Here is a 23,890-nt window from a genome sequence, read left to right on the forward strand (position 1 = left end):
GGAGCCTCGCAAGGGGTGACTGCGTACCTTTTGTATAATGGGTCAGCGACTTACTGTTCGTGGCAAGCTTAACCGTATAGGGGAGGCGAAGGGAAACCGAGTCTGATAAGGGCGCATAGTCGCGGGCAGTAGACCCGAAACCGGGTGATCTAGTCATGGCCAGGGTGAAGGTGCCGTAACAGGTACTGGAGGCCCGAACCCACGTCTGTTGCAAAAGACGGGGATGAGCTGTGATTAGGAGTGAAAAGCTAATCGAACCCGGAGATAGCTGGTTCTCCTCGAAAGCTATTTAGGTAGCGCCTCATATGTATCCTCTCGGGGGTAGAGCACTGTTATGGCTAGGGGGTCATCGCGACTTACCAAACCATTGCAAACTCCGAATACCGAGACGGACTGTATGGGAGACACACGGCGGGTGCTAACGTCCGTCGTGAAAAGGGAAACAACCCAGACCCACAGCTAAGGTCCCAAATTCACTGCTAAGTGGAAAACCATGTGGAAAGGCACAGACAGCCAGGAGGTTGGCTTAGAAGCAGCCACCCTTTAAAGAAAGCGTAATAGCTCACTGGTCGAGTCGGTCTGCGGGGAAGATTTAACGGGGCTAAGCAGTGAACCGAAGCTTGGGGTGTGCATATTTATATGTACGCGGTAGAGGAGCGTTCCGTAAGCCGTTGAAGGTGGATTGAGAAGTCTGCTGGAGGTATCGGAAGTGCGAATGCTGACATGAGTAACGATAATGCGGGTGAAAAACCCGCACGCCGAAAGCCCAAGGTTTCCTTGCGCAACGTTAATCGGCGCAGGGTGAGTCGGCCCCTAAGGCGAGGACGAAAGTCGTAGTCGATGGGAAGCAGGTTAATATTCCTGCACCTCGCGTAAGTGCGATGGAGGGACGGAGAAGGTTAGGCATACCGGGCGTTGGTTGTCCCGGGGAAAGGCGGTAGGTTTGGATCTTTGGCAAATCCGGGATCCTTCAAGACCGAGCACCGAGACGAGCCTTTATGGCGAAGTTGCTGATACCACGCTTCCAGGAAAAGCTCCTAAGCTTCAGCTTACGCAGACCGTACCGTAAACCGACACAGGTGGGTAGGATGAGAATTCTCAGGCGCTTGAGAGAACTCGGGTGAAGGAACTAGGCAACATGGCACCGTAACTTCGGGAGAAGGTGCACCCTTTTTGGTGGCTCGTGCGAGCTATAGCTGAAGAGGGTCGCAGTAACCAGGCCGCTGCGACTGTTTATCAAAAACACAGCACTCTGCAAACACGAAAGTGGACGTATAGGGTGTGACGCCTGCCCGGTGCTGGAAGGTTAATTGATGGGGTCAGCCGCAAGGCGAAGCTCTTGATCGAAGCCCCAGTAAACGGCGGCCGTAACTATAACGGTCCTAAGGTAGCGAAATTCCTTGTCGGGTAAGTTCCGACCTGCACGAATGGCGTAACGACAGCGGCGCTGTCTCCACCCGAGACTCAGTGAAATTGAAATCGCTGTGAAGATGCAGCGTTCCCGTGGCAAGACGGAAAGACCCCGTGAACCTTTACTATAGCTTTACACTGAACGTTGAGTTCGTCTGTGTAGGATAGGTGGGAGGCTATGAAACTGTGGCGCTAGCTGCAGTGGAGCCATCCTTGAAATACCACCCTGTCGTGCTTGACGTTCTAACCTGGGTCCATTATCTGGATCGGGGACCGTGTATGGTGGGTAGTTTGACTGGGGCGGTCTCCTCCTAAAGAGTAACGGAGGAGCTCGAAGGTACGCTCAGCGCGGTCGGACATCGCGCACTGTGTGCAAAGGCATAAGCGTGCTTGACTGCAAGATCGACGGATCAAGCAGGTAGGAAACTAGGACTTAGTGATCCGGTGGTTCTGTATGGAAGGGCCATCGCTCAACGGATAAAAGGTACTCCGGGGATAACAGGCTGATACCGCCCAAGAGTTCATATCGACGGCGGTGTTTGGCACCTCGATGTCGGCTCATCACATCCTGGGGCTGTAGTCGGTCCCAAGGGTATGGCTGTTCGCCATTTAAAGTGGTACGCGAGCTGGGTTCAGAACGTCGTGAGACAGTTCGGTCCCTATCTGCCATGGGCGTTGGAGATTTGAGAGGGGCTGCTCCTAGTACGAGAGGACCGGAGTGGACGAACCTCTGGTGTTCCGGTTGTCACGCCAGTGGCATTGCCGGGTAGCTATGTTCGGAAGCGATAACCGCTGAAAGCATCTAAGCGGGAAGCGCGCCTCAAGATGAGATCTCCCGGGGCACAAGCCCCCTGAAGGAACCATGTAGACTACGTGGTTGATAGGTCAGGTGTGTAAGTACAGCAATGTATTGAGCTAACTGATACTAATGATCCGAGAGGCTTGACCATATAACCTCAAGTTGCCTTGGCCGACATGACATGTCGATAGATCCAGGTGCACGCTACGTCACAAGACCAAACGAGAGGCAGGCGCTCAGGCGCGTCTCTTTGCAATGCCGGCATCACCATGCCCGCTCCCTGCAAAGACACGACGTCCAAGCGACACTCCAACCGCCTCCCTGGTGAAATTAGCGCTATGGAACCACCCGATCCCATCCCGAACTCGGAAGTGAAACGTAGCTGCGCCGATGGTAGTGTGGCCTAAGCCATGCGAGAGTAGGTCATCGCCAGGGTTTATACCCCGAAAACCCCGCTGCTCATGCAGCGGGGTTTTTCTCTATTAAGTGAAGGCTCTGCTTTTTTGAGTTCCTTCCGCCCCAAGGGCAAGTACGCGAGCTGGCGCTGCAAGCGCTGCTGCAACCGTCTCCCTGGTGAAATTAGCGCTATGGAACCACCCGATCCCATCCCGAACTCGGAAGTGAAACGTAGCTGCGCCGATGGTAGTGTGGCCTAAGCCATGCGAGAGTAGGTCATCGCCAGGGTTCATACCCAAAAACCCCGCTGCTCATGCAGCGGGGTTTTTCTTTGTGCGCGAGAAAGCAAGGGTAGTGCCGGCCGCTGGCCGGCAACCTCATGAACATCACGCGGCTGCACGTGGTTGCCGGCCAGCGGCCGGCACTACCGGCGCCCAGCATCACGCAGATGGTCTGCACCCGAACATAAAAAAGCGGCGCCCCAAGGGGCGCCGCTTTGTGTACAGCTCAACGGCAGGGGGACTTACTTCGCCGCAGCGGCCGGTACCTTGGCCTTCATCATCGTGTCGCGGGCAGCCTTGAACGGATTGCCTTCGTACCAGTTGGGCCAACGATCGCCGCCGGCCAGTTCCTTGCCGACGCCGTACATCAGCTGCAGGTCCTCGACCGTGCCATCCAGCTTCCAGGTGGCCGGGTCATACTCATCCTTCGGGCCGTGGTAGCGGGTGGAACCGTAGTCGGCGGCCGCCTTGCGGCCCGCCTCGACGCCGCCGTCGCGCAGGTCCTCGCCGCCGTCGGCATACAGCGCCGGCACACCTGCCTTGGCGAAGTTGAAGTGATCCGAACGGAAGTAGAAGCCGCTCTGCACCGAGGTCTCGCCGTGCAGGGTGCGCTCCTGGGCTGCGGCCAGCGGCTTGAGGATGTCTTCCAGCTCGGAACTGCCGAAGCCGGTCACCGTCACGTCCTTGGCACGACCGGCCACCGACATCGCGTCGATGTTGATGACACCGGCGATCTTGTCCAGCGGGAAGGTCGGGTGGGCGACGTAGTACTTCGAACCCAACAGGCCGGATTCTTCCAGGGTCACCGCCAGGAACACCACCGAACGTTCCGGCTTCGGTTCCTGATGGGCCATCGCTTCGGCCACCTCAAGAATGCCGGCCACGCCGGTCGCGTTGTCGACGGCACCGTTGTAGATGTTGTCGCCCCGTTCGCCCTCGTGCTTGCCGAGGTGGTCCCAGTGCGCCATGTACAGCACGGCCTCATCGGCGCGCTTGCTGCCAGGCAGCACACCCACCACGTTGCGCGACTGCTTCTGCGCGACCTTGCTCTTCAGGTCCACCGACGCGGTTGCCTTCAGTGGTACCGGTTTGAAACCGGGCTTGCTGGCGTCCTTGTAGGCCTGGTCCAGATCCAGCCCGGCGCCGGCGAACAGGGCCTTGGCCGCGTCGGCGCTCAACCAGCCCTGTACCGGCAGGCGCGGCTCTGCATCGTCCTTGGCCGGCAGGTCGTACTGCGGGCCGGCCCAGGAATTCTTCACCACGTCCCAGCCGTACGAAGCGCCCGCGGTGTCATGGACGATCAGCGCGGCAGCAGCTCCCTTGCGCGCAGCTTCCTCGAACTTGTAGGTCCAGCGGCCGTAGTAGGTCATGCGCTTGCCGTCGAACAGCTTTTCATCATCGACATGGAAGCCCGGGTCGTTGACGAACATGACCACCGTCTTGCCCTTCCAGTCCTGGCCGGCGTAATCATTCCACTTCTGCTCCGGTGCATCCACGCCGTAGCCGACGAAGACGAGGTCGCTGGCATCGACCTTCACTTCTGTCTGGCCGGTACGGGTGCCCACCACCATGTCGGTGCCGAACTTCAGCTCGCGGGTCTTGCCGCCCTGGGTGAGGGTGAGCACGGTCGATTCATCGGCCGTGGTCTCGGTCATCGGCACGTCCTGGAACCAGCTGTCGCCGTTGCCGGGTTGCAGGCCGATGCGTTGCATCTGGTCGCGGATGTAGTTGATGGTCAGTTCTTCACCCTTGCTGCCGGGCGAGCGGCCTTCGAACTCGTCAGAGGCCAGGGTCTTCACCATCTCGGCGAAGTCGGCCGTGTTGATCGCGGCTGAGAAGGTATGCGTGGCCGGCTTGGCGGCGCTGTCGGCGCCGGGCGCCGGAGCCGGGGTGTCTTCGCCTTTGCAGGCACTGAGTGCGGCCGCGGCGGCCAGGCACAGGAGGAGTTTGCGGGGCATCATCGGTTCCTGGAAACACAAGGGACGACCGCGCAGCAAGCGCGACCGGTATCGGTGAGTATCGCCCAAGCCGCAGGCTCAGTCGGCCGGGGCGGTATCGGTATCGAAGGGAATTGGATCGGCGCCGGTGACCGGGCCGATGCGTGCACTGCGGTGGACGTACAGCACCACTTCACGCTCGAACAGCAGGCTGCCGTTGACCACGGCATTCGGGCCGATGATGACCCGCGGCTTGCGACTGGCCGTCAGCGAGACACTGAAGTTCGGCTTGCGCACATGCACGCCGCCGCCGACCTGCGAGCCGATGCCGATGGTGATGTCACCGTTGACCGTCTCCACGTCCTTGCGCACACGGCTGCCGACCAGGCCGATGCCACCATTGACGGTTTCCACGCCGCCTTCGATCTGGCTGCCCTGGTCGGCGAAGATGCTGCCGTTGACTGTGCTGACATTGCCGTGGGCCGTCACTTCGCGACCCAGGCGGACGCCGCCGTTGACGGTCTCGATGCTGCCGGTGCGGGCACGATCGGCGACCTTGACGCCGCCGTTGACGGTGTCGATGCTGCCGGTTTCCACGCCTTCTCCGACACGGATGCCGCCATTGACGGTGTCCAGCTTGCCGTAGCGCTGGCCCGGATCGGCGCTGATGCTGCCATTGACCTTGCTGACGTCTGCCTGGGCCCAGGCCGGGCCACTGGCCAGCGCAATGCCCAACAGCAGCGGAATGGAGAGAGCTTTCATGGGAACCTCGTTGTTGTGCGGCTGGCAGGCCGCGTGCGGAGATGTCACCATTCCCCGAACGTCTCCGCATCTGCCTGAAGTCACTGGAAAGCCCTTGCGTAACAACGTCTTCCCCTCACGCCGGCATCACATCGCCACCCTGCGCGGTGGACGTTGCCTGTTGCTGGGCATGGCGCTTGCCCTTGCGTTGCCCATGCCGGGTGTGGCGCAGACCTCTTCGGCCCGTGAGGCCGAGCGCAAGCTGCAGAAGCTGCGCACCGAACTGAAGGGCGTGGCGCAGGAGCGCCGGCAGATCGAGGGCCAGCGCGGACAGGCGTCGCAGCAGTTGCGCGAGGCCGATGAAAAAGTCGCGCGCAGTGGTCGTACGTTGGCCCAGACCGAGGCGGCACTGCGTGAGCAGACCCAGGCGCTGGCGCAGGCCGAACAGCGGCGCAATGCACTGCAATCCAACCTGGCCAAACAGAATCATGAGTTGGCAGGCCTGTTGCGCGCGGCCTACCAGCTCGGCAATCACGCCCCGCTGAAGCTGCTGCTTTCGCAGGACACGGTGGCCGATGCCAACCGTGCGCTGGCCTATCACCGCTACCTGCAGCGCGAGCGTGCACAGCGCATCACCACGTTGACGGCCGACCTGAAGGAACTGGAGACACTGCAGGCGCAGATCGCTCAGCGTCAACAGCAGCTGCAGGGCGTCCATCGCGACCAGAAACAGCAGATCGCCACACTCGCGTCGGACCGTCGCGAGCGCGCGCAGACCGTGGCTTCGCTGGAAGAACGCTTCAAGGACAAGCGCGAGAAGGAACAGGCACTGGGCCAGGATGCCAAGGCGCTGGAAACCCTGCTGGCCAACCTGCGCGCTGCTGCGGCCCGTGCCGAGGCCGAGCGCCGTGCCGCCGCACGCAAGGCCGCCGCCGAAAAAGCCGCCGCCGAGCGCGCGGCCCGTCAGGCGGCTGCGGCTGGCCGGCCACCGCCGCCACCGACCAAGGTTCCCCCGGCCGTTGCCTCGGCGCCAGCGCCGAAGGTCGGTGGCCTGGGTTGGCCACTGTCGGGCAATCTGCTGGCCCGCTATGGCGGCAAGCTGCCGGATGGCCGCACCAGCAGCGGCGTGTTGATCGGCGCACCTGCCGGAAGCACCGTCACCGCCGTGGCCGACGGCACCGTGGTGTTCTCCGATTGGATGACCGGCTACGGCATGATCCTGATCGTCGACCATGGCAATGGCTACATGAGCCTGTACGCCCACAATGACACCCTGCTGAAGGACGCCGGCGCGCGGGTCAGCCGTGGCGACGCGGTGGCCAAGGTCGGCAACTCCGGTGGCCAGGGCGTGACGGCGCTGTACTTCGAGCTGCGCCGTGGTGGGCAACCGGTCAATCCGGACAGCTGGCTGCAGCGGCGCTGAATTCCGGCTGGCCGCACGAGGCCGGATTCAACGGGAATTTAGCCACGCTTCGCGCATAATCGGTGCATGTGCCTTGGGCACGATGCCATCGTCGACAGGAGTGATCCATGCGCGCAGCCCGTACCGCCACCCTCTTGCTGGCTCTGTTGCCGGCCCTGTCCTGGGCTCAGCAGACCGCCCCCATCCCGTTGAAGGAAACTCCCGGGAAGGCGGCGAGCAGCGAGGAGGCGGTGACCTCGAAGGTGCCGCTGGATGACATCCGGCGCTTCGTGGCCGTCTACAACGCGGTGCGTGCGGCCTACGTCGATCCGGTCGATGACAACAAGCTGATGCAGTCGGCTGTGCGCGGCCTGCTGCTCGACCTCGATCCGCACAGCACCTACTTCAACAAGGAAGATGCCGAGGCGTTCGACGAACAGGCCAATGGCGCCTACGAAGGCATCGGCGTGGAGCTGCAGCAGCAGCCGGACAACGCCAGCATGAAGGTGATCTCGCCGATCGACGACACTCCGGCGGCAAAGGCCGGCATCCTCGCCGGCGACCTGATCATCGCCATCGATGGCAAGCCGATCAGCGCGATCGATGCCAGCGAACCGCTGCGTGGCCCGGCCGGCAGCAAGGTGGTGCTGACCATCGTCCGCGACGGCAAGCCCAAGCCCTTCGACGTCAGCCTGACCCGGCAGACGATCCGCGTGACCAGCGTGCGCAGCCGCCTGCTGGAGCCGGGTTACGGCTACATCCGTCTGAGCACGTTCCAGGCCGACACCGGCTCTGATTTCCAGAAGCACCTGCAGCAGCTGCAGAAGCAGTCCGGCGGCAACCTGAAGGGGCTGGTGCTGGATCTTCGCAGCAATCCGGGTGGTCTGCTGACCGCTGCCGTGCAGGTGGCCGATGATCTGCTCGACAAGGGCAACATCGTCAGCACCCGCGGCCGCATCAGCATCAGCGATGCACGCTTCGACGCAACCCCGGGCGACCTGCTGAAGGGCGCGCCGGTGGTGGTGCTGGTCGATGCCGGTTCGGCCAGTGCATCGGAAGTGCTGGCCGGCGCACTGCGCGACAACAAGCGCGCGCGCGTGATCGGCAGTCGCACCTTCGGCAAGGGCTCGGTGCAGACCGTGCTGCCGCTGGACAACGGCGATTCGGTGAAGCTGACCACGGCGCGCTACTACACACCCAGCGGTAAATCGATCCAGGCCACCGGTATCGTGCCGGAAGTGGAACTGAAGGCAGCGCCGCGCCCGGAAGATGAGGCATTGCCGGCCAGCCTGAGTGATTACAGCGAAGCGACCCTGCCGGGCCACCTGCGCGGTGACGAGGAAGGCACCGAGGGCTACCACGCAGGCGCCGTGTTGCCGGGCGATGGCCCGATCAACGATGCACTGGCCGAACTGAAGAACCCGGGTTCGGTGGCGGCGCGCTTGAAGGCAGAAGCCGCGAAGGCCGCAGCGGACAAGGCAGCAAAGGCCGCCGCCAAGCCTGCACCGAAGGCGGAGCCCAAGGCTGAAGCAAAGCCAGAAGCAAAGCCGGAAGCGAAGCCTGTCCCAGCCCCAGCCAAGCCCTGACCGTAGCGCCGGGCCATGCCCGGCGAAGCTACGTACATCAGGGAGGCGGCACGGCCACATGTGTCGCCCGATAGAATCGATCGATGGACGATTCGACCCTCGCCACCGCGATCAGCGATCTGCTTGAACGCGGACCATTTCCGACGGATCGGGCTGCCCTCCTGCTGAACTCTCTGGCCGTACGCCATGGGATCGATTCCCGCCGCATCTTCTGATGGGCGGGTGCGCCCTTGATGGATCGTGAGATTCAATATGAGGGCAGTGAAGAAGGCCTTTCCCGCCTCAGCGTGCTGTTGGCGGACGTGCGCGGGGAAATCTGTTTGGTGGCGTCAGACGAACGTGCATCGCCTTGGCCGGTGTGGGCACTGCGGCCTGGCGAGGTGATTCCTTTGCTCAGCGAGCTACCGTTCTTCGAGTACTTCCTGGTGCTGGATGGCGGCGCTACGCTGCTGTTTGATACCCACCACAACACCCTGGTGGTCAGTCGCGAGTGACGTTTCCGGCATCATCGCGGACGGAGCAGATCCATATCAATGAAGCCGTCGAGCGCGCTCGACGCTACGGACGAGCGGGTGAGCGTGAAGCCGGCCAGCGGCCGGCACTACCCGGGACTCAGAACCCGTGCCGCTTGCGTAGTCGCCGTGCGATCGCCGCGCGCACGTACATGCCGTACACCACGCCGAACACGAAGCCGCCGATGTGCGCCCACCAGGCGACCATGCCGAAGGTCGGGCCGATGTAGGCGAAAACCACCTGCAGCGCCGCCCACACACCGATCAGCAGATAGGCCGGGGCGCGTACGAACTCCAGGAACAGCCCCAGCGGAATCACCACGCCCAGGCGCGCGCCCGGGAACAGCGCCAGATAGGCGCCGATCATTGCCGACACCGCGCCACTGGCGCCGATGATGATCTGGTCCGGGCTGCCCATGGTGTAGATCGCGACCAGGTTCGAGATCGCCCCGCCCACCAGGAACAGCAGCAGCAACCGCCACGGGCCCAGCACCCGCTCGGCCGGCAGGCCGAAGATCAGCAGGAACACCAGGTTGCCCAGCAGGTGCGACCAGTCGGCGTGCAGGAACAGGGCGGTGAACAGGCGCAGCACGCTGCCGTCCTGCAGCGTCGCCCACCAGTCCAGCGGGTGGGTCAGGCCCGTGGACAGGGCGCCCCAGTCCAGCCACAGGCTTCCGCGGGCGTCGTCCGGGCGCGAGATCGACCACAGGAATGCCAGCCACAGTGCCGCAAACAGCACGGGTGTCGCCCAGCGAAGAGTCGCCTTCTTGCGTGATGGGAGGGAGACGAACATGGCACTAGCCTAGCGTGCGGGCGCTTTTGGCGGGGAGGGAGCCTGTTCAGCTTTTGCGACGAAGAAAGCCCCAGCGCTGTTATTGTTTCATTAACGGCTCTGGGTAATACTCGCATACGGCGTCGTATGTCGGGAGGGGAATCCGGCGCGCTTCGAAGGGCCATCCGGCCTGACGGGCGCAGGCGCACTTAGAGCACCATCACCGCTTACCGGAGAGAGAACTACGATGCAAACCGCTTCCACCATTGCACGACTGACCCTGCTGGCCGTCGGCGTTGCCGGTGCGCTGGCCGCCGCCGACGCCAATGCCGCCGCCTTCCAGCTGAAGGAAAACAGCGCCAAGGGTCTGGGCCGCGCTTTCGCCGGTTCCACCTCGACCGAAGGCGACGCCTCGGTCATCGCCACCAACCCGGCCTCCATGCGCCTGCTCGACGGCACCATGGTGCAGGGCGATGTCAGTGCCATCAGCTTCGGTGCCAAGTTCCGCGGCGAAGGCCGTTACGGCAACGGCGCACCGATTTCGGGCGGCAACGGCGGCGATGCCGGCATGATCGCCCCGGTTCCGGCAGCCTACTTCCACGTCCCGTTCGGCGAAAACGACAACATGCATTTCGGCGTATCGCTGACCGTGCCGTTCGGCTTCAAGACCGAATACGACCGCGACTGGGTTGGCCGCTACAACGGCGTCAAGACCGAACTGCAGGCCGTCGACCTGGGTGCTGCGTTCTCCTATGACGTCAACCCGTACCTGTCGTTCGGTGCGTCGGTGTTCGCCGAACGCCTGAATGTCGACCTGACCAGCGCCGTCGATACCGGCACCGCCATCAATGCAACCGCCCAGCGTACCGCTGCCGCGCGCGTGCTGGCGGCCGGTGGCACACAGGCCCAGGCTGCTGCCGCTTCGCAGGCCGCTGCCCGGCAGGCCGCCCAGCTCGGCTTCTCGCCGGGTACCGCCGATGGCTACCTGCGCATCAAGGGTGACGAAGTGTCCTTCGGCTACACCCTGGGCATGACCGTCACCCCGGTGGAAGGCACCAACATCGCCTTCAGCTACCGCTCGGAAGTCGAGCACAAGATCAATGACGGCAAGGCTGACTTCACCATCCCGCAGAACGCGGCCGCCTTCCTGGCGGGTGCCGCTCCGGGCACCTTCATCGACAGCAACGGTCGCGCCACCATCACCCTGCCGGCCAGTGCCACTGTCGGCTTCACCCACCGTGTGAACGACCAGTGGCAGATCATGGCCGAAGTCACGCGCACGGCGTGGAGCAAGTTCGACCAGGTCGTCGTCGATTACGACTCCAACCAGCCGGACAGCGTGCTGCCGTTCCACTACCGCGACACCACTTTCGTGTCGATCGGTACCGATTACCGTTTGAACGAGAAGCTGACCCTGCGCGGTGGCCTCGCCTATGACCAGACCCCGACCACCGATGCCCACCGCGATGTGCGCGTGCCGGATACCACCCGCAAGTGGCTGTCGCTGGGCCTGACCTACGCCGCATCGGACAAGATGGAATACAGCGTGGGCTATACCCATCTGTTTACCACGGATCCGGATGTCTCCTCGACCTCGGCTACGGCCAACACCGTGACCGGCAAGTACAAGGTCACCGGCGACGTGTTGGCTGCGTCGATGCAGTACAAGTTCTGATTCCGGCGATTGCCTGAAGCAGTACGAAGGAGGCCCCGCGTAAGCGGGGCTTCTTTTTTCCGGGGATCTGCATCCACGCATGGCGTGGATCTACTGCGACAATGGTCTCATGGCCGATCGCCGATACCTGAAGAAGATGACCCGCTATTGGGCTGCGGAAGAGGTCAAGGCGAACGCAATTCTGGATCGCGTGCTGGCGTCGGAATGGTTCGACTACTGGCACACGCATCTTGACTGGATGGGGCGCGGCAATCGCCATGTCAGCGATCGCATCGCCGTTGCCGCAGGACTGCTGCGGCTGCTCGAGCGGGCTGTGACGAGCGAGCGGGAGGATGTGCAGTGTTGGGTGACGCTGGCGCCGGATACCGGTCAGAGTGCGCTGTTCCTGCATTCGCCGAATCCCCAGGGAACACCATGGCCGTATCCGTTCGATGGTGTGATCTGGGACATCGTCCCGCCTGACTGGCTCGCGCCGTTGCTCTCTTCAACCGGCCTGCAGCCAGGACGCTGGGGAAGCGGAGAGAGCCAGCGGCTGCTGGTGCGCGTGCGGCCTTGATTTCCATCCACGCATGGCGTGGATCTACTGGCGCAATCCCGCAGGGCGCGGATCTACGCGACAATAGCGCGATGAACCTGTCCGACCCGAACTTCCAGCTGGAGTTGGCCGCCAACATCGCCGTTGCCGGCTCGATCCTGCTGGCCGGCCGCAACAACGTGCATACGTGGTGGCTGGGTATCGTCGGCTGTGCGCTGTTCGCTGCCGTGTTCGAGCGCTCGCACCTGTACGCGGACATGGTGCTGCAGTTCTTCTTCATGGTCATCAGCGTGTTCGGCTGGTGGCAATGGCTGCGTGGCGACCATGGCGCGCCGCTGCCGATCAGCCGCTTGCCTGCACGCGCGTGGGGCTGGCTGCTGCCGTTGGCGGTGCTGGCGACCTTCGGCTACGGCTGGATGCTGACCCGGCTGACAAACGCCTATGCGCCGTATATCGATTCGGCGGTGCTGGTGCTGAGTGTGATCGCGCAGATCCTGATGATGCGGCGCAAGCTGGAATCGTGGTGGGTGTGGCTGCTGGTCAACACCATCGCGGTGCCGCTGTACTACAGCCGTGGCCTGCATCTGACGTCGATCCTGTACGTGGGCTTCTGGATCAACGCACTGGTGGCTTTGCGCCACTGGCGGCACCTGATGCGGGATGAGGCCAGGGCGGCCGACGTTGTTGTCTGAGCGCGCTGCGCGGGGCCTGGTGGTCGGCAAGTTCTGCCCGCTGCACCTCGGCCACGAGCGCCTGATCGAATTTGCCTCTACCCGCTGCACGCAACTGCTGGTGATCGGCTGGTCGCAACCGGGCTTCCCCGGCTACAGCGCAGAGCGCCGCGAGCGCTGGCTGCGCGAGCGCTTCCCGCAGGCGACGGTGGCGGTGCTGGATGATGCACGGCTGGCGGCGTTGTGCAGGCAACAGAGCGTACTCGTACGTGCGCTGCCGCAGGACAAGGACGACGAGCAGCTGCAGCGCGCGTTCACCGCATGGCTGTGCATGACGCTGTTCGGCGGACCGGTGCAGGCGGTGTTTACCGGTGAAGACTATGGTGACGGCTTCGCGCAGGCACTGGCTGCACACTTCGGCACGCCGGTACGCCATGAGCGCCTGGATCGCACCCTCGATATCGAGCAGGCCTGCGGTACCCAGTTGCGCGCCGATCCGCATGTGCATCGGCACAGCCTGAGTCCGGCGGTGTATGCCGAACATGTGCAACGCGTGGCGTTCATCGGCGGTGAGTCGACTGGCAAGAGCACCTTGGCGCGGGTGCTGGCCGAACGCCAGGGCACGGCATGGGTGCCGGAGTTCGGGCGCACGTTGTGGGAGCAGCAGGGCGGCGAGCTGCAGGCGCAGGATCTGCTGCTTATCGCTGCGACCCAGCCGCAGCACGAGGACCAGGCCGCGCAGCACGCGCATCGTTGGCTGTTCTGCGATACCACGCCGTTGGTGACGCTGGGCTACAGCGGTTGGATGTTCGACACAGCGCCCGAACCGCTGCAGCGGGCCGCCGCGCGTGCGTACGACCTGCTGTTCCTGTGTGCGCCGGATATCCCGTTCGAGCAGGATGGGACGCGGGTAGGGCAGGAATTCCGCATACAGCAGCACGCGTGGCATCTGCAGCAGTTGCAGGCGCATGGGATGGCCTATGTGCTGCTGGAAGGCGATCTGGAAACGCGGATTGCGCGGGTGCGGAGTGAGCTGGTGAAGCGGGCGGACAACCGGTTCAGCGTGGCGGCGTGATCGTCGCCGGGCATGGCCCGGCGCTACCGGCAATGCACAAAAAAACCCCGCTTTCGCGGGGTTTTTCGTTTACCGCATGACGCCTGGAATCAGTCGCCCAGGGTCAGCAGCGAGGCGTTGCCGCCGGCGGCGGTGGTGTTCACCGTCACCGTCTTCTCGGTGGCGAAGCGCAGCAGGTAGTGCGGGCCGCCGGCCTTGGGGCCGGTGCCGGACAGGCCCTGGCCGCCGAACGGCTGCACGCCGACCACCGCACCGATCTGGTTGCGGTTGACGTAGACGTTGCCGACATGGACGCCATTGCTGATGCGGTCCACGGTCTCGTCGATGCGCGAATGCACGCCCAGGGTCAGGCCGTAGCCGGTGGCGTTGATCTGGTCGATCACCGCATCGAGCTGGTCGCCCTTCCAGCGGATCACGTGCAGCACCGGCCCGAAGATTTCCTTCTGCAGCTGGCCCAGATCCTTCAGTTCGTACGCACGCGGTGCGAAGAAGGTGCCGTTGGCCGCTTCGGCGGACAGTTCGGCCGCAGCGATCAGGCGCGCTTCGCGGTCCATGCGCACGGCGTGGTCCTGCAGGATCTTCAGTGCATCGGCGTCGATCACCGGGCCGACGTCGGTGGACAGCAGGCCGGAGTTGCCGACCTTCAGTTCCTTCATCGCACCGGCCAGCATTGTCATCACCTTGTCGGCGATGTCGTCCTGCACGAACAGCACGCGCGCGGCCGAGCAGCGCTGGCCGGCGGAGGTGAAGGCCGAACCGATCGCGTCCTTGACCAGCTGTTCCGGCAGCGCCGAGGAGTCGGCGATGAAGGCGTTCTGGCCGCCGGTCTCGGCGATCAGCACGCCGATGGCGGCATCGCGTGCAGCCATCGCGCGGTTGATCGCACGGGCGGTGTCGGTGGAGCCGGTGAAGGCCACACCGGCCACGCGCGGGTCGGCGGTCAGCGCGGCACCGACGGTGGCGCCATCGCCCGGCAGGTACTGCACCACGTCAGCCGGCACGCCGGCATCGTGCAGCAGCTTCACTGCGTAGTAGCCGATCAGGTTGGTCTGCTCGGCCGGCTTGGCGATCACGCTGTTGCCGGCGGCCAGTGCGGCAGCCACCTGGCCCAGGAAGATCGCCAGCGGGAAGTTCCACGGACTGATGCAGACGAACACGCCGCGGCCATGCAGCTGCAGTTCGTTGGATTCACCGGTCGGGCTGGGCAGCTTCTCGGCGTGGCTGAACTGCTCGCGCGCCTGCTTGGCGTAATAGCGCAGGAAGTCCACCGCTTCGCGTACTTCGGCGATGCCGTCGGGCAGGCTCTTGCCGGCTTCCTTCACGCACAGCGCCATGAATTCGGGCATGCGCACTTCCAGCTGGTCGGCGGCGTGCTCGAGGATGGCGGCGCGGCTGGCGGCCGGGGTGCGGTTCCAGGCCGGCTGCGCGGCCACGGCATTGGCCAGCGCCTTCTGCACGGTGGCGGCATCGGCGGCCTGCCACTGGCCGACCACTTCGCGGGTGTCGGCCGGGTTGGTCACCGGCAGCGAGGCGCCGGTCGGGTTCGCGCCCGGCACCAGCGGCGCGGCCTGCCAGGGCTTCACTGCAGCGTTGAGCTGCTCGGCCAGGGCGCGCAGTTCGTTGTCGTTGGCGAGGTTGGCGCCCATGGAGTTCTTCCTGTCGTGGTTCTGGCTGCGCAGCAGGTCAACCGGCAGCGGGATCTTGGGATGCGCGATTGCAGAGTGAGTGCCCGATTCGAACGAGGACACCATCTCGACCGGATCGCGGACCAGGTCGGCGATCGGCACGCGCTCGTCGGTGATGCGGTTGACGAAGCTGGAGTTGGCGCCGTTTTCCAGCAGGCGACGCACCAGGTACGGCAGCAGGTCCTCATGCGAGCCGACCGGGGCGTACACGCGGCAGGGCAGGCCAAGGCGATCGGCCGGCACCACTTCGGCATACAGGTCGTCGCCCATGCCGTGCAGCTTCTGGTGCTCGTACACGCCGCCGTTGGCGATGCTGCGCACTGCGGCGATGGTGTGCGCGTTGTGCGTGGCGAACATCGGGTAGATCGCGTCGGCATGGGTAAACAGACGCTTGGCACAGGCCAGGTAGGACACGTCGGTGTTCTGCTTGCGGGTGAACACCGGGTAGCCCGGGTAGCCTTCGATCTGTGCGCGCTTGATCTCGGCGTCCCAGTAGGCGCCCTTGACCAGGCGCACCTGCAGGCGGCGACCGGCGCGGCGCGCCATGTCGGCCAGGTGGTCGATCGTGTACGGCGTACGCTTCTGGTAGGCCTGCACGACCACGCCGAAGCCATCCCAGCCGGACAGCGAGGCGTCGCCGAACACCTGCTCGATGATGTCCAGCGACAGCTCCAGGCGATCGGACTCTTCGGCGTCGACGGTGCAGCCGATGCCGTAGCTCTTGGCCAGCTGCGCCAGTTCCAGCACGCCGGGCACTAGGTCCTTCAGCACGCGCGCGCGCTTGGCGTGCTCGTAACGCGGGTACAGCGCCGACAGCTTGATCGAGATGCCCGGCGCGTTGTTGACGTCGCCATCGGCACGGCCGCCACGCGCCTTGTGGTCACCACCGATAGCGTGGATCGCACGACGATAGTCTTCCAGGTAACGCAGGGCGTCCTTCATGGTCAGCGCGCCTTCGCCGAGCATGTCGAACGAGTAGCGGTAGCTGGCGCTGTCGCCCTTGTGCGAGCGTGCCAGCGCTTCGCTGATGGTGCGGCCCATGACGAACTGGTGGCCCATGATCTTCATCGCCTGGCGCACGGCCAGGCGTACCACCGGCTCACCGACGCGGCCGACCAGGCGCTTGAACGCGCTGGGCGCATCGGCGCGGGTGGCGTCATTCATCTGCACCAGCTTGCCGGTCAGCATCAGGCCCCAGGTGGAGGCGTTGACCAGCACCGAGTCGCTGCCGCCCAAGTGCTTTTCCCAGTCGGCATCGGCCAGCTTGTCGCGGATCAGCTTGTCGGCGGTCTCCTGGTCCGGAATGCGCAGCAGCGCCTCAGCCACGCACATCAGCAGCACGCCTTCCTCGCTGCCCAGGTCGTACTGGCGCATGAAGGCTTCGATCGCGCCCTGGTCCTTGGCGCGCACGCGCACGCGGGCGACCAGGTCGGCGGCCAGCGCCTGCACCTTGGCCTGCTCGTCGGCCGGCAGGCGTGCCTGCTCCAGCAGTTCGCGCACATGGCTGGCCTCGTCCTTCAGCCAGGCATCGGTGATGGCCTGGCGGAACGGGTTGGGGGGCGCCGGCAGTTCCGGCGACAGCAGCGCCGAGGGACGCGGAGCGTCGCTAGCGGCAATGGGAGAGGAAGGTGCGTTCATGCCGGTCCGGCCAGTGGAAAACTTGGCGATTTTAATCATTTTTTCGACTTCAGGAAGGCCCGCGCAGCCACCTTCATGAATGCTGATAGCCCCTAGCAGTGGTGGATTCAGCGTGTTCAGCAAAGTTGAGGCAATTTGTGCCGAATTCGTCATTCGTGCCGTTGGGCTCATGCTGTGTTGCAGCATCGGAAAAAGTGTGAATGCACCCTTGCTACCGGTGAGAGGGCAGGGCTACCATCAAGACGTTTCCCGCGGCAGGAACGCGGTTGCGACATGATCGAGGTGCTTACAGCTCCGGATGGGTCAGGTACGCAGCTGCGACTGCGTCCCCCACGGGCGCTCGATGCCCGGCAGTTCGTCCTGTTGTTTGCTGTGTTGTCGGGAGTGATGTGGCTGGTGTCCGCCTTCGGGTGGGTGGCCGGGAACGCATTCGCCCCCCTGTTCGCGCTGCTGTACAGCCTGTTGCTGGCAGCTGCGTTGCGCGCGTTGTGGCGCAGCGGTGAACGGCAGGAGGAGATCCGGGTAGTGCCGGCGTGCGTGGAGGTCATCCCCGTGCCCGGTGGATCGCCGGTGTTCCGGGCTCATCCGCATTGGGTGCGCCTGCTCACCGACGACCAGAGGGTCCGGCTGGCATCCAGCGGCCGGCAGGTGGAGGTGGGGAGTTTTCTCGCGCCGGCCGAACGTCAAACGCTTGTTGAAACGCTTGAAGATTTGCTCGCCGCCAGCGATGGCGGCAACCGACGACGCTAAGGGTCTAGGCAATGAAGCAAAGCAGAGGGTGGGGCACGAAGTGCGTTGCAATGGCCGCCGCGATGGGGGCCCTGCTGTCGATGCCGGGGACGGCGCTGGCCCAGGCGGCCGATCCAAAGCCGTGGCAGTTGAACATGGGCAAGGGGGTGACCCAGACCTCACGCCTGGCCTGGGAATCGAACAACCTCTCGCTGATCGTCTGTACGGTGATCGGCGTGATCGTGTTCGGCGCCATGGCCTACGCGATGTTCAAGTTCCGCAAGTCCAAGGGCGCGGTCGCCGCTACCTTCAGCCACAACACCAAGGCCGAGGTCATCTGGACCGTGATCCCGGTGATCATCCTGGTGGTGATGGCGTGGCCGGCCACGGCCAACCTGATCAAGATGTACGACACCCGCGATGCCGAGATGACGGTGAAGGTCACCGGCTACCAGTGGATGTGGAAGTACGAGTACCTGGGCGAGAACGTGACCTTCACCAGCCGCCTGGACCGTGAGTCCGACCGCATGCGGCAGAGTGGCAAGGTGCCGACCCGCGAGAGCCATCCGCACTACCTGCTGGATGTCGACAACCGGCTGGTACTGCCGGTGGACACCAAGGTGCGCTTCGTCATCACCTCCGACGATGTGATCCACGCCTGGTGGGTGCCGGCGCTGGGCTGGAAGCAGGACGCGATTCCCGGCTTCATCAACGAAGCCTGGACCAGCATCGAGCAGCCCGGTGTCTACCGCGGCCAGTGCGCGGAGCTGTGCGGCAAGGACCATGGCTTCATGCCGATCGTGGTCGAGGCGGTGTCCAAGGAAGAGTTCAAGCAGTGGCTGGCGCAGCGCAAACCGGCGCCTGCACCCGCGACGCCTGCCGCGCCCGCCGAACCCACCGCGCCTGCCAGTGAATCGCCGGCGCAGCCGGCAGCACCGGCCGCCGCCGAGGCCGGCAACGCGCCTGCCGCGGCGGCCAGCGGAGCCTGATGTAACTGTCCGCGGCCGTGTCGCGGCCGCGGCGACAACCGATCCTGAGAGGTGTTTTGCAATGGCGCACTCGGCAGTTGGGCACGACGATCACCATCACCCGCAGAGCTTCTTCGAGCGTTGGTTCTTCTCGACCAACCACAAGGACATCGGCACGCTGTACCTGGGTTTCAGCTTCATCATGTTCGTCATCGGCGCGTTCATGAGCGTGCTGATCCGGCTGGAACTGGCCCAGCCCGGCATCCAGTACATCCGTCCGGAAATCTTCAACCAGCTGACCACCGTGCATGCGCTGGTGATGATCTTCGGCGGGGTGATGCCGGCCTTCGTCGGCCTGGCCAACTGGATGATCCCGCTGCAGATCGGCGCGCCGGACATGGCGCTGCCGCGCATGAACAACTGGTCGTTCTGGCTGTTGCCGGTGGCCTTCAGCCTGCTGCTGCTGACCTTCCTGCTGCCCGGTGGTGCGCCGGCCGGTGGCTGGACGCTGTACCCGCCGCTGTCGCTGCAGGGCGGCTACAACGTGGCGTTCACCGTGTTCGCCATCCACGTGGCCGGCATCAGTTCGATCATGGGCGCGATCAACATCATCGCTACGGTGCTGAACATGCGCGCGCCCGGCATCGACCTGCTGAAGATGCCGATCTTCTGCTGGGCCTGGCTGATCACTGCGTTCCTGCTGATCGCGGTGATGCCGGTGCTGGCAGGTGCGGTGACGATGCTGCTGACCGACAAGTTCTTCGGCACCAGCTTCTTCAATGCGGCCGGTGGTGGTGACCCGGTGATGTTCCAGCACATCTTCTGGTTCTTCGGCCATCCCGAGGTCTACATCATGATCCTGCCCGCCTTCGGCGTGGTCAGCGAGATCATTCCGACCTTCAGCCGCAAGCCGCTGTTCGGCTACCAGGCGATGGTCTACGCCACCGCGGCGATCGCGTTCCTGTCATTCATCGTCTGGGCCCACCACATGTTCACCGTGGGCATGCCGCTGGGTGGTGAGATCTACTTCATGTTCGCCACCATGCTGATCTCGATCCCGACCGGGGTGAAGGTGTTCAACTGGGTCAGCACGATGTGGCGCGGTTCGCTCACCTTCGAAGCCCCCATGCTGTGGTCGGTGGCGTTCGTCATCCTGTTCACCATCGGCGGGTTCTCCGGCCTGATGCTGGCGATCGTGGCCGCCGACTTCCAGTACCACGACACCTACTTCGTGGTCGCCCACTTCCACTACGTGCTGGTGACCGGCGCGGTGTTCGCGCTGATCGCGGCGGTGTACTACTGGTGGCCGAAGTGGACCGGGCGCATGTACAGCGAGAAGTGGGCCAAGGTGCACTTCTGGTGGTCGATCGTGTTCGTCAACCTGCTGTTCTTCCCGCAGCACTTCCTCGGCCTGGCCGGCATGCCGCGGCGCATCCCCGATTACTCGGTGGCGTTCGCCGACTGGAACCTGATCAGTTCGATCGGTGCGTTCGGCATGTTCGCCACGCCGTTCATGATGGCCGCGATCCTGCTGTCCTCGCTGCGCAATGGCGAGAAGGCCGAGGCGCGCTCCTGGGAAGGTGCGCGTGGCCTGGAGTGGACGCTGCCGTCGCCGGCACCGGCGCACACCTTCACCACGCCGCCGACCATACGCCCGGGTGACCTGGCCCACGACGATATCGGTCATTGAGGTGGTGCATGCATAACGAGAGCCCGATCATTGCCGCCAGAGCCGAGCCACGCTCGGCTGACAGCGTGTCGTCCGGTCAAGCGCAGCCGACCAGCGATCGGCTCTACCAGAGCGACAGCCAGATCCACGGCATCGAGCAGCAGCGTCAGCGCGCCAAGCGCACCGCGCTGTGGGTGGGCGCGATCGCCGTGCTGGTCTACGTCGGCTTCATCCTCAGCGGCGTGATCGGTCGATGAGCGAAACGCCGGCCACCACTCCGTCACGCAGCGCCGGCCTGCCGCGCCTGATCGGCGTTGCGGTGGTGGTGTTCCTGCTGACGTTTTCGCTGGTGCCGCTGTATCGCATCGCCTGCGAGAAGGTATTCGGCGTGCGCCTGGAGCGTGGCCCGGGCAGCGAAGCCAGTACCGGTGCCGCCAGTGGCAAGCGCACCGTGCGGGTGGAGTTCGATGGCGGGGTCAATTCGCGGCTGCCGTGGTCGTTCCATCCCGAGCAGCTGACCATGGATGTGGTGCCTGGCGAGCTCAACGAGGCGCTGTACTTCGCCCGCAACGACAGCCAGCAGGCGGTGGTCGGCAGCGCGGTGCCTTCAGTGGCACCGGCGCGCGCGTCCGGATTCTTCAGCAAGACCGAGTGCTTCTGCTTCACCGCGCAGACCCTGCAGGCCGGCGAGACGCGCGACATGCCGGTGCGCTTCATCGTCGATCCGGACCTGCCGCCGGAAATCCGGACGATCACCTTGTCCTACACCTTCTACCGCAACGATGCGTTGTCCGATCGGCTGGCTCCGGCCGCCACCTCGGAAGGCGCCCACGCTGCTCCCTGACCCGGATACCGACCATGGCCCAGACACCTACCGACGCCAACGTGTACTTCGTCCCGGCCCAGAGCAAATGGCCGTTCGTCGGTTCCATCGCGATGATGGTGACCATGGTCGGCGTGGCCAGCTGGCTCAACGACGCCAGCTGGGGCCGCTGGACCTTCCACATCGGCGTGGCGATGCTGGTGCTGACCCTGTTCTGGTGGTTCAGCGACGTGGTGCGCGAGTCGCAGGCCGGCAACTACAACCGGCAGGTGGACGGTTCGTTCCGGATGGGGATGGTCTGGTTCATCTTCTCCGAAGTGATGTTCTTCGGTGCCTTCTTCGGTGCGCTGTTCTACACGCGCCACCTCGGCCTGTCGTGGTTGAGCGGCGAAGGGCGCGGGGTGATGACCAACGAGCTGCTGTGGCAGGGCTACTCGGCCGGCTGGCCGACCAATGGCCCGGCAGCGATCGGTGGCGCGTTCCAGACGATCCCGGCCTGGGGCCTGCCGCTGATCAATACGCTGATCCTGTTGACCTCGGGCGTGACCCTGACCATCGCCCATCATGCGCTGAAGGCGGGCAACCGCCGCCAGCTGCTGATCTGGCTGGGCCTGACCGTACTGCTCGGCCTCGGCTTTCTCACCCTGCAGGCCGAGGAGTACATCCACGCCTACAAGGAACTGAACCTGACGCTCGGCTCGGGCATCTACGGTTCCACCTTCTTCATGCTGACCGGCTTCCACGGCGCACACGTGCTGCTGGGAACAATCATGCTGATCGTGATGTGGCTGCGGTCGGCGAAGGGACACTTCACCCGCGACAACCATTTCGCTTTCGAAGCGGCCGCGTGGTACTGGCACTTCGTCGACGTGGTGTGGCTGATGCTGTTCCTGTTCGTCTACGTGCTTTGACCGCGCAGGCGTCGGCAGCCTCAGCCGCCGGCGCTGCCTGGTCTGATGTGGCGTCAGTTGCCGATGCCGTGCGGTTTGATCCAGCCCATGTAGATGCACACCATCACCAGTACGATCAACGCCACCGACACTCCGATGCGGCGGGTCAGTGCATTGACCGTGCGCTTGGTCTGGCCGCGGTCCACCAGCAGGTAATACAGGCCGGCGCCCAGATTCCAGACGATGACGATCAGAAACGCGATTACCAGCAGGGTCTTCAGCGAATCACTCATGCGCGGCTCGAGGGCAGGGTGGATGTGCCTATCTGACCGCGTTTGCGCTGACTTGTCATGATGCGCCAGCACACGCGCCTGATCGGGTGGCTGATGACGTTGCTGGCAATGGCCGGATTCACTGTGCTTGGCCTGTGGCAGCTGCAGCGGATGCACGCCAAACAGGCGTTGCTGGATGCACAGGGCCCGGCCGTGGCGCAGGCGATGCCGCTGGCGCAGGCGCTGGCCGCACAGGGGGCGCTGCATGGCGTGGTCGATCACGGTCGCTTCCTGCCCGGTGTGGTGCTGCTGGACAACCAGACCCGCCACGGCCGCGCTGGAGTGAAGATCTATCGTCCATTCCGCAGCGATGCGGGCAGCGTGTTGCTGGTGGACCTGGGCTGGCGCGCACTGCCACCGGACCGCACGTTGCCGGTGGTGCCAGTACCGCCGTCGCCGGTGGACGTGCGTGGCCTGTTGGCGCCGCCCCCCTCGGCCGGGCTGGCGCTGGGGCCGGCGTTCACCTCCACCGATGTTGCAGGGCGCTGGCTGGCCAGTCGCCTTCCCGCCGATGGCCTGGCCGCCGCGCTGGGCCTGCCGTCGTTGCCCGAGCGCGTGCTGCGGCTGGATCCGGCGTTGCCGTTCGGCGATGAGCGCGATCTCGACCTGCTGCCGAACACGCTGCCGCCGCAGCGCCACCTGGGTTACGCCGTGCAGTGGTTCGGGCTGGCGCTGACCGTGCTGATGGTGGCGCTGGTATTGGAATGGCGCAGGAAGCGGCCCGTTGCCCGGTAGTACCGGCCGCTGGCCGGCATCCCTTTCCCAACCATGAGAAAATGCCCCGCATGAACACTGCTACCTCCCCGCAGGCGCGCGGCAATGGCCGCCGGACCCTGGTGCTGCTGTTCGCCGTTTTCTTCGGGGCGATGGCGCTGGCCGCCATCCTGCGTTTCTCCGGCTGGCAGCCGACCGCGCATCGCAACAGTGGTCAATTGCTGAAGCCGCCGGTGGATCTGCGCCAGCAACCGCCGACGCTGGCCAATGGCGCGTCCTACCCTTGGAACCCCGACGCACGCACATGGCGCCTGCTGGTGGCACCGGCTGGTGCCTGCGACGCGCAGTGCGTCACTTTGTCGCAGGGACTGGGCAAGGTGTGGCAGCTGTTCGGCCATAACGCCGATAATGTCGAAATCCTGTGGCTGGGAACACCACCGGCGTCGATCGCCTCGCTGCCCGCGCTGCGGCCGCTGGCCCCGTCGCCAGCCCTGCGCGCGGCGCTGCCCGACGTCGATGATCCGGCGGGTCTGCCGGTCTACGTGATCGATCCGAACGGCTTCGTGATCATGCGTCATGCCCCCGGGAGCGATCTCGGAGGCCTGCGCAAGGACATGGCCACGTTGCTGAAACTGAAGTGAGTCCCGTTT

Annotated in this window: 21 protein-coding genes and 3 rRNA genes (1 of these 24 only partly in view); 19 read left to right on the top strand and 5 right to left on the bottom strand. The window is 64.5% G+C overall.

From position 1 onward, the window contains the following. The 3 genes from ACEF39_RS01655 to rrf (ACEF39_RS01665) all read left to right on the top strand — a co-directional run. Nucleotides 1-2,360, top strand: a 23S ribosomal RNA gene (locus ACEF39_RS01655) (it extends 521 nt beyond the left edge of the window). Between the two features lie 169 nt (nucleotides 2,361-2,529). Then, nucleotides 2,530-2,644 (top strand): 5S ribosomal RNA (rrf, locus tag ACEF39_RS01660). A gap of 134 nt (nucleotides 2,645-2,778) precedes the next feature. Continuing rightward, nucleotides 2,779-2,893, top strand: a 5S ribosomal RNA gene (gene rrf / locus ACEF39_RS01665). A 235-nt stretch (nucleotides 2,894-3,128) separates the two neighbouring features. On the opposite strand, the gene ACEF39_RS01670 is transcribed toward rrf (ACEF39_RS01665), so the two are convergent. Beyond that, nucleotides 3,129-4,844: a M28 family metallopeptidase gene (locus ACEF39_RS01670; RefSeq protein WP_500286729.1), complete on the bottom strand. Its 1,716-nt coding sequence runs from the start codon at nucleotides 4,842-4,844 to the stop codon at nucleotides 3,129-3,131. A 78-nt stretch (nucleotides 4,845-4,922) separates the two neighbouring features. Next, the gene (locus tag ACEF39_RS01675; RefSeq protein WP_500286730.1) at nucleotides 4,923-5,585 is read right to left on the bottom strand and encodes a DUF4097 family beta strand repeat-containing protein; all 663 of its coding nucleotides are present in this window, start codon (nucleotides 5,583-5,585) and stop codon (nucleotides 4,923-4,925) included. A gap of 169 nt (nucleotides 5,586-5,754) precedes the next feature. Here ACEF39_RS01675 and ACEF39_RS01680 point away from each other — a divergent pair, with 169 nt between their 5' ends. The 4 genes from ACEF39_RS01680 (at nucleotide 5,755) to ACEF39_RS01695 (ending at nucleotide 9,046) form a co-directional block, all read left to right on the top strand. After that, nucleotides 5,755-6,987 carry a murein hydrolase activator EnvC family protein gene (locus ACEF39_RS01680; RefSeq protein WP_500287951.1) on the top strand — a complete coding sequence of 411 codons (1,233 nt, stop codon included), beginning with the start codon at nucleotides 5,755-5,757 and terminating at the stop codon, nucleotides 6,985-6,987. A gap of 107 nt (nucleotides 6,988-7,094) precedes the next feature. Further along, nucleotides 7,095-8,552, top strand: coding sequence for a S41 family peptidase (locus ACEF39_RS01685; RefSeq protein WP_500286731.1), 1,458 nt, complete (start codon nucleotides 7,095-7,097; stop codon nucleotides 8,550-8,552). An 83-nt stretch (nucleotides 8,553-8,635) separates the two neighbouring features. Then, nucleotides 8,636-8,767 (top strand): hypothetical protein, encoded by a 132-nt coding sequence (locus ACEF39_RS01690; RefSeq protein WP_500286732.1) that lies wholly within the window; start codon nucleotides 8,636-8,638, stop codon nucleotides 8,765-8,767. Between the two features lie 18 nt (nucleotides 8,768-8,785). Continuing rightward, nucleotides 8,786-9,046 carry a hypothetical protein gene (locus ACEF39_RS01695; protein WP_500286733.1) on the top strand — a complete coding sequence of 87 codons (261 nt, stop codon included), beginning with the start codon at nucleotides 8,786-8,788 and terminating at the stop codon, nucleotides 9,044-9,046. A gap of 118 nt (nucleotides 9,047-9,164) precedes the next feature. Here the strand turns inward: ACEF39_RS01695 and ACEF39_RS01700 are convergent, their stop codons facing one another. After that, nucleotides 9,165-9,857: a rhomboid family intramembrane serine protease gene (locus ACEF39_RS01700; protein WP_500286734.1), complete on the bottom strand. Its 693-nt coding sequence runs from the start codon at nucleotides 9,855-9,857 to the stop codon at nucleotides 9,165-9,167. A gap of 226 nt (nucleotides 9,858-10,083) precedes the next feature. Here ACEF39_RS01700 and ACEF39_RS01705 point away from each other — a divergent pair, with 226 nt between their 5' ends. From ACEF39_RS01705 to ACEF39_RS01720, 4 genes are all read left to right on the top strand, one after another. Then, a complete protein-coding gene (locus ACEF39_RS01705; protein ID WP_500286735.1) occupies nucleotides 10,084-11,511 on the top strand; it encodes an outer membrane protein transport protein in 1,428 nt (475 codons plus the stop codon). Between the two features lie 79 nt (nucleotides 11,512-11,590). Further along, nucleotides 11,591-12,067 carry a hypothetical protein gene (locus ACEF39_RS01710; RefSeq protein ID WP_500286736.1) on the top strand — a complete coding sequence of 159 codons (477 nt, stop codon included), beginning with the start codon at nucleotides 11,591-11,593 and terminating at the stop codon, nucleotides 12,065-12,067. Nucleotides 12,068-12,138: 71 nt separating this feature from the next. Beyond that, nucleotides 12,139-12,738 carry a nicotinamide riboside transporter PnuC gene (gene pnuC, locus ACEF39_RS01715; RefSeq protein WP_500286737.1) on the top strand — a complete coding sequence of 200 codons (600 nt, stop codon included), beginning with the start codon at nucleotides 12,139-12,141 and terminating at the stop codon, nucleotides 12,736-12,738. Then, nucleotides 12,731-13,792: an AAA family ATPase gene (locus ACEF39_RS01720; RefSeq protein ID WP_500286738.1), complete on the top strand. Its 1,062-nt coding sequence runs from the start codon at nucleotides 12,731-12,733 to the stop codon at nucleotides 13,790-13,792. The genes pnuC and ACEF39_RS01720 overlap by 8 nt, the downstream gene beginning before the upstream one ends. An 89-nt stretch (nucleotides 13,793-13,881) precedes the next feature. Here the strand turns inward: ACEF39_RS01720 and putA are convergent, their stop codons facing one another. After that, nucleotides 13,882-17,115: a bifunctional proline dehydrogenase/L-glutamate gamma-semialdehyde dehydrogenase PutA gene (putA, locus tag ACEF39_RS01725; RefSeq protein ID WP_500286739.1), complete on the bottom strand. Its 3,234-nt coding sequence runs from the start codon at nucleotides 17,113-17,115 to the stop codon at nucleotides 13,882-13,884. Nucleotides 17,116-17,388: 273 nt separating this feature from the next. Between putA and ACEF39_RS01730 the strand changes: the two genes are divergently transcribed. From ACEF39_RS01730 to ACEF39_RS01755, 6 genes are all read left to right on the top strand, one after another. Then, nucleotides 17,389-17,865 (top strand): DUF2244 domain-containing protein, encoded by a 477-nt coding sequence (locus tag ACEF39_RS01730; protein ID WP_025878297.1) that lies wholly within the window; start codon nucleotides 17,389-17,391, stop codon nucleotides 17,863-17,865. Between the two features lie 11 nt (nucleotides 17,866-17,876). Next, complete coding sequence (gene coxB / locus ACEF39_RS01735; RefSeq protein ID WP_180167640.1) at nucleotides 17,877-18,833, top strand: cytochrome c oxidase subunit II; 957 nt, start codon at nucleotides 17,877-17,879, stop codon at nucleotides 18,831-18,833. Between the two features lie 61 nt (nucleotides 18,834-18,894). Then, the gene (ctaD, locus tag ACEF39_RS01740; protein ID WP_025878294.1) at nucleotides 18,895-20,502 is read left to right on the top strand and encodes a cytochrome c oxidase subunit I; all 1,608 of its coding nucleotides are present in this window, start codon (nucleotides 18,895-18,897) and stop codon (nucleotides 20,500-20,502) included. An 8-nt stretch (nucleotides 20,503-20,510) separates the two neighbouring features. Further along, nucleotides 20,511-20,738, top strand: coding sequence for a hypothetical protein (locus ACEF39_RS01745; protein ID WP_500286740.1), 228 nt, complete (start codon nucleotides 20,511-20,513; stop codon nucleotides 20,736-20,738). Beyond that, nucleotides 20,735-21,325, top strand: a complete 591-nt coding sequence (locus tag ACEF39_RS01750) for a cytochrome c oxidase assembly protein (protein WP_500286741.1) — start codon at nucleotides 20,735-20,737, stop codon at nucleotides 21,323-21,325. Before ACEF39_RS01745 ends, ACEF39_RS01750 begins: the two co-directional genes overlap by 4 nt. Before the next feature lie 14 nt (nucleotides 21,326-21,339). Beyond that, nucleotides 21,340-22,215: a cytochrome c oxidase subunit 3 gene (locus tag ACEF39_RS01755; RefSeq protein WP_500286742.1), complete on the top strand. Its 876-nt coding sequence runs from the start codon at nucleotides 21,340-21,342 to the stop codon at nucleotides 22,213-22,215. A gap of 53 nt (nucleotides 22,216-22,268) precedes the next feature. Here the strand turns inward: ACEF39_RS01755 and ACEF39_RS01760 are convergent, their stop codons facing one another. Further along, nucleotides 22,269-22,487: a twin transmembrane helix small protein gene (locus ACEF39_RS01760; protein ID WP_500286743.1), complete on the bottom strand. Its 219-nt coding sequence runs from the start codon at nucleotides 22,485-22,487 to the stop codon at nucleotides 22,269-22,271. A gap of 57 nt (nucleotides 22,488-22,544) precedes the next feature. Here ACEF39_RS01760 and ACEF39_RS01765 point away from each other — a divergent pair, with 57 nt between their 5' ends. Both ACEF39_RS01765 and ACEF39_RS01770 read left to right on the top strand, forming a co-directional pair. Continuing rightward, a complete protein-coding gene (locus ACEF39_RS01765) occupies nucleotides 22,545-23,261 on the top strand; it encodes an SURF1 family protein (RefSeq protein ID WP_500286744.1) in 717 nt (238 codons plus the stop codon). Between the two features lie 50 nt (nucleotides 23,262-23,311). Beyond that, nucleotides 23,312-23,881, top strand: coding sequence for a redox-active disulfide-containing membrane protein (locus ACEF39_RS01770; protein ID WP_500286745.1), 570 nt, complete (start codon nucleotides 23,312-23,314; stop codon nucleotides 23,879-23,881). Nucleotides 23,882-23,890 lie beyond the last annotated feature (9 nt).

Origin of the sequence: Stenotrophomonas indicatrix, from assembly GCA_041545745.1 — a bacterium.
Lineage (GTDB): Bacteria > Pseudomonadota > Gammaproteobacteria > Xanthomonadales > Xanthomonadaceae > Stenotrophomonas > Stenotrophomonas indicatrix_A.

Coding starts and splice junctions, on each gene's coding strand:
- coxB (WP_180167640.1), top strand. CDS start 17,877: ATGAAGCAAAGCAGAGGGTGGGGCACGAAGTGCGTTGCAATGGCCGCC.
- ACEF39_RS01755 (WP_500286742.1), top strand. CDS start 21,340: ATGGCCCAGACACCTACCGACGCCAACGTGTACTTCGTCCCGGCCCAG.
- ACEF39_RS01685 (WP_500286731.1), top strand. CDS start 7,095: ATGCGCGCAGCCCGTACCGCCACCCTCTTGCTGGCTCTGTTGCCGGCC.
- ctaD (WP_025878294.1), top strand. CDS start 18,895: ATGGCGCACTCGGCAGTTGGGCACGACGATCACCATCACCCGCAGAGC.
- ACEF39_RS01710 (WP_500286736.1), top strand. CDS start 11,591: ATGGCGTGGATCTACTGCGACAATGGTCTCATGGCCGATCGCCGATAC.
- ACEF39_RS01745 (WP_500286740.1), top strand. CDS start 20,511: ATGCATAACGAGAGCCCGATCATTGCCGCCAGAGCCGAGCCACGCTCG.
- ACEF39_RS01760 (WP_500286743.1), bottom strand. CDS start 22,487: ATGAGTGATTCGCTGAAGACCCTGCTGGTAATCGCGTTTCTGATCGTC.
- ACEF39_RS01700 (WP_500286734.1), bottom strand. CDS start 9,857: ATGTTCGTCTCCCTCCCATCACGCAAGAAGGCGACTCTTCGCTGGGCG.
- ACEF39_RS01690 (WP_500286732.1), top strand. CDS start 8,636: ATGGACGATTCGACCCTCGCCACCGCGATCAGCGATCTGCTTGAACGC.
- putA (WP_500286739.1), bottom strand. CDS start 17,115: ATGAACGCACCTTCCTCTCCCATTGCCGCTAGCGACGCTCCGCGTCCC.
- ACEF39_RS01750 (WP_500286741.1), top strand. CDS start 20,735: ATGAGCGAAACGCCGGCCACCACTCCGTCACGCAGCGCCGGCCTGCCG.
- ACEF39_RS01730 (WP_025878297.1), top strand. CDS start 17,389: ATGATCGAGGTGCTTACAGCTCCGGATGGGTCAGGTACGCAGCTGCGA.
- pnuC (WP_500286737.1), top strand. CDS start 12,139: ATGAACCTGTCCGACCCGAACTTCCAGCTGGAGTTGGCCGCCAACATC.
- ACEF39_RS01765 (WP_500286744.1), top strand. CDS start 22,545: ATGATGCGCCAGCACACGCGCCTGATCGGGTGGCTGATGACGTTGCTG.
- ACEF39_RS01675 (WP_500286730.1), bottom strand. CDS start 5,585: ATGAAAGCTCTCTCCATTCCGCTGCTGTTGGGCATTGCGCTGGCCAGT.
- ACEF39_RS01705 (WP_500286735.1), top strand. CDS start 10,084: ATGCAAACCGCTTCCACCATTGCACGACTGACCCTGCTGGCCGTCGGC.
- ACEF39_RS01680 (WP_500287951.1), top strand. CDS start 5,755: ATGGCGCTTGCCCTTGCGTTGCCCATGCCGGGTGTGGCGCAGACCTCT.
- ACEF39_RS01695 (WP_500286733.1), top strand. CDS start 8,786: ATGGATCGTGAGATTCAATATGAGGGCAGTGAAGAAGGCCTTTCCCGC.
- ACEF39_RS01770 (WP_500286745.1), top strand. CDS start 23,312: ATGAACACTGCTACCTCCCCGCAGGCGCGCGGCAATGGCCGCCGGACC.
- ACEF39_RS01670 (WP_500286729.1), bottom strand. CDS start 4,844: ATGCCCCGCAAACTCCTCCTGTGCCTGGCCGCCGCGGCCGCACTCAGT.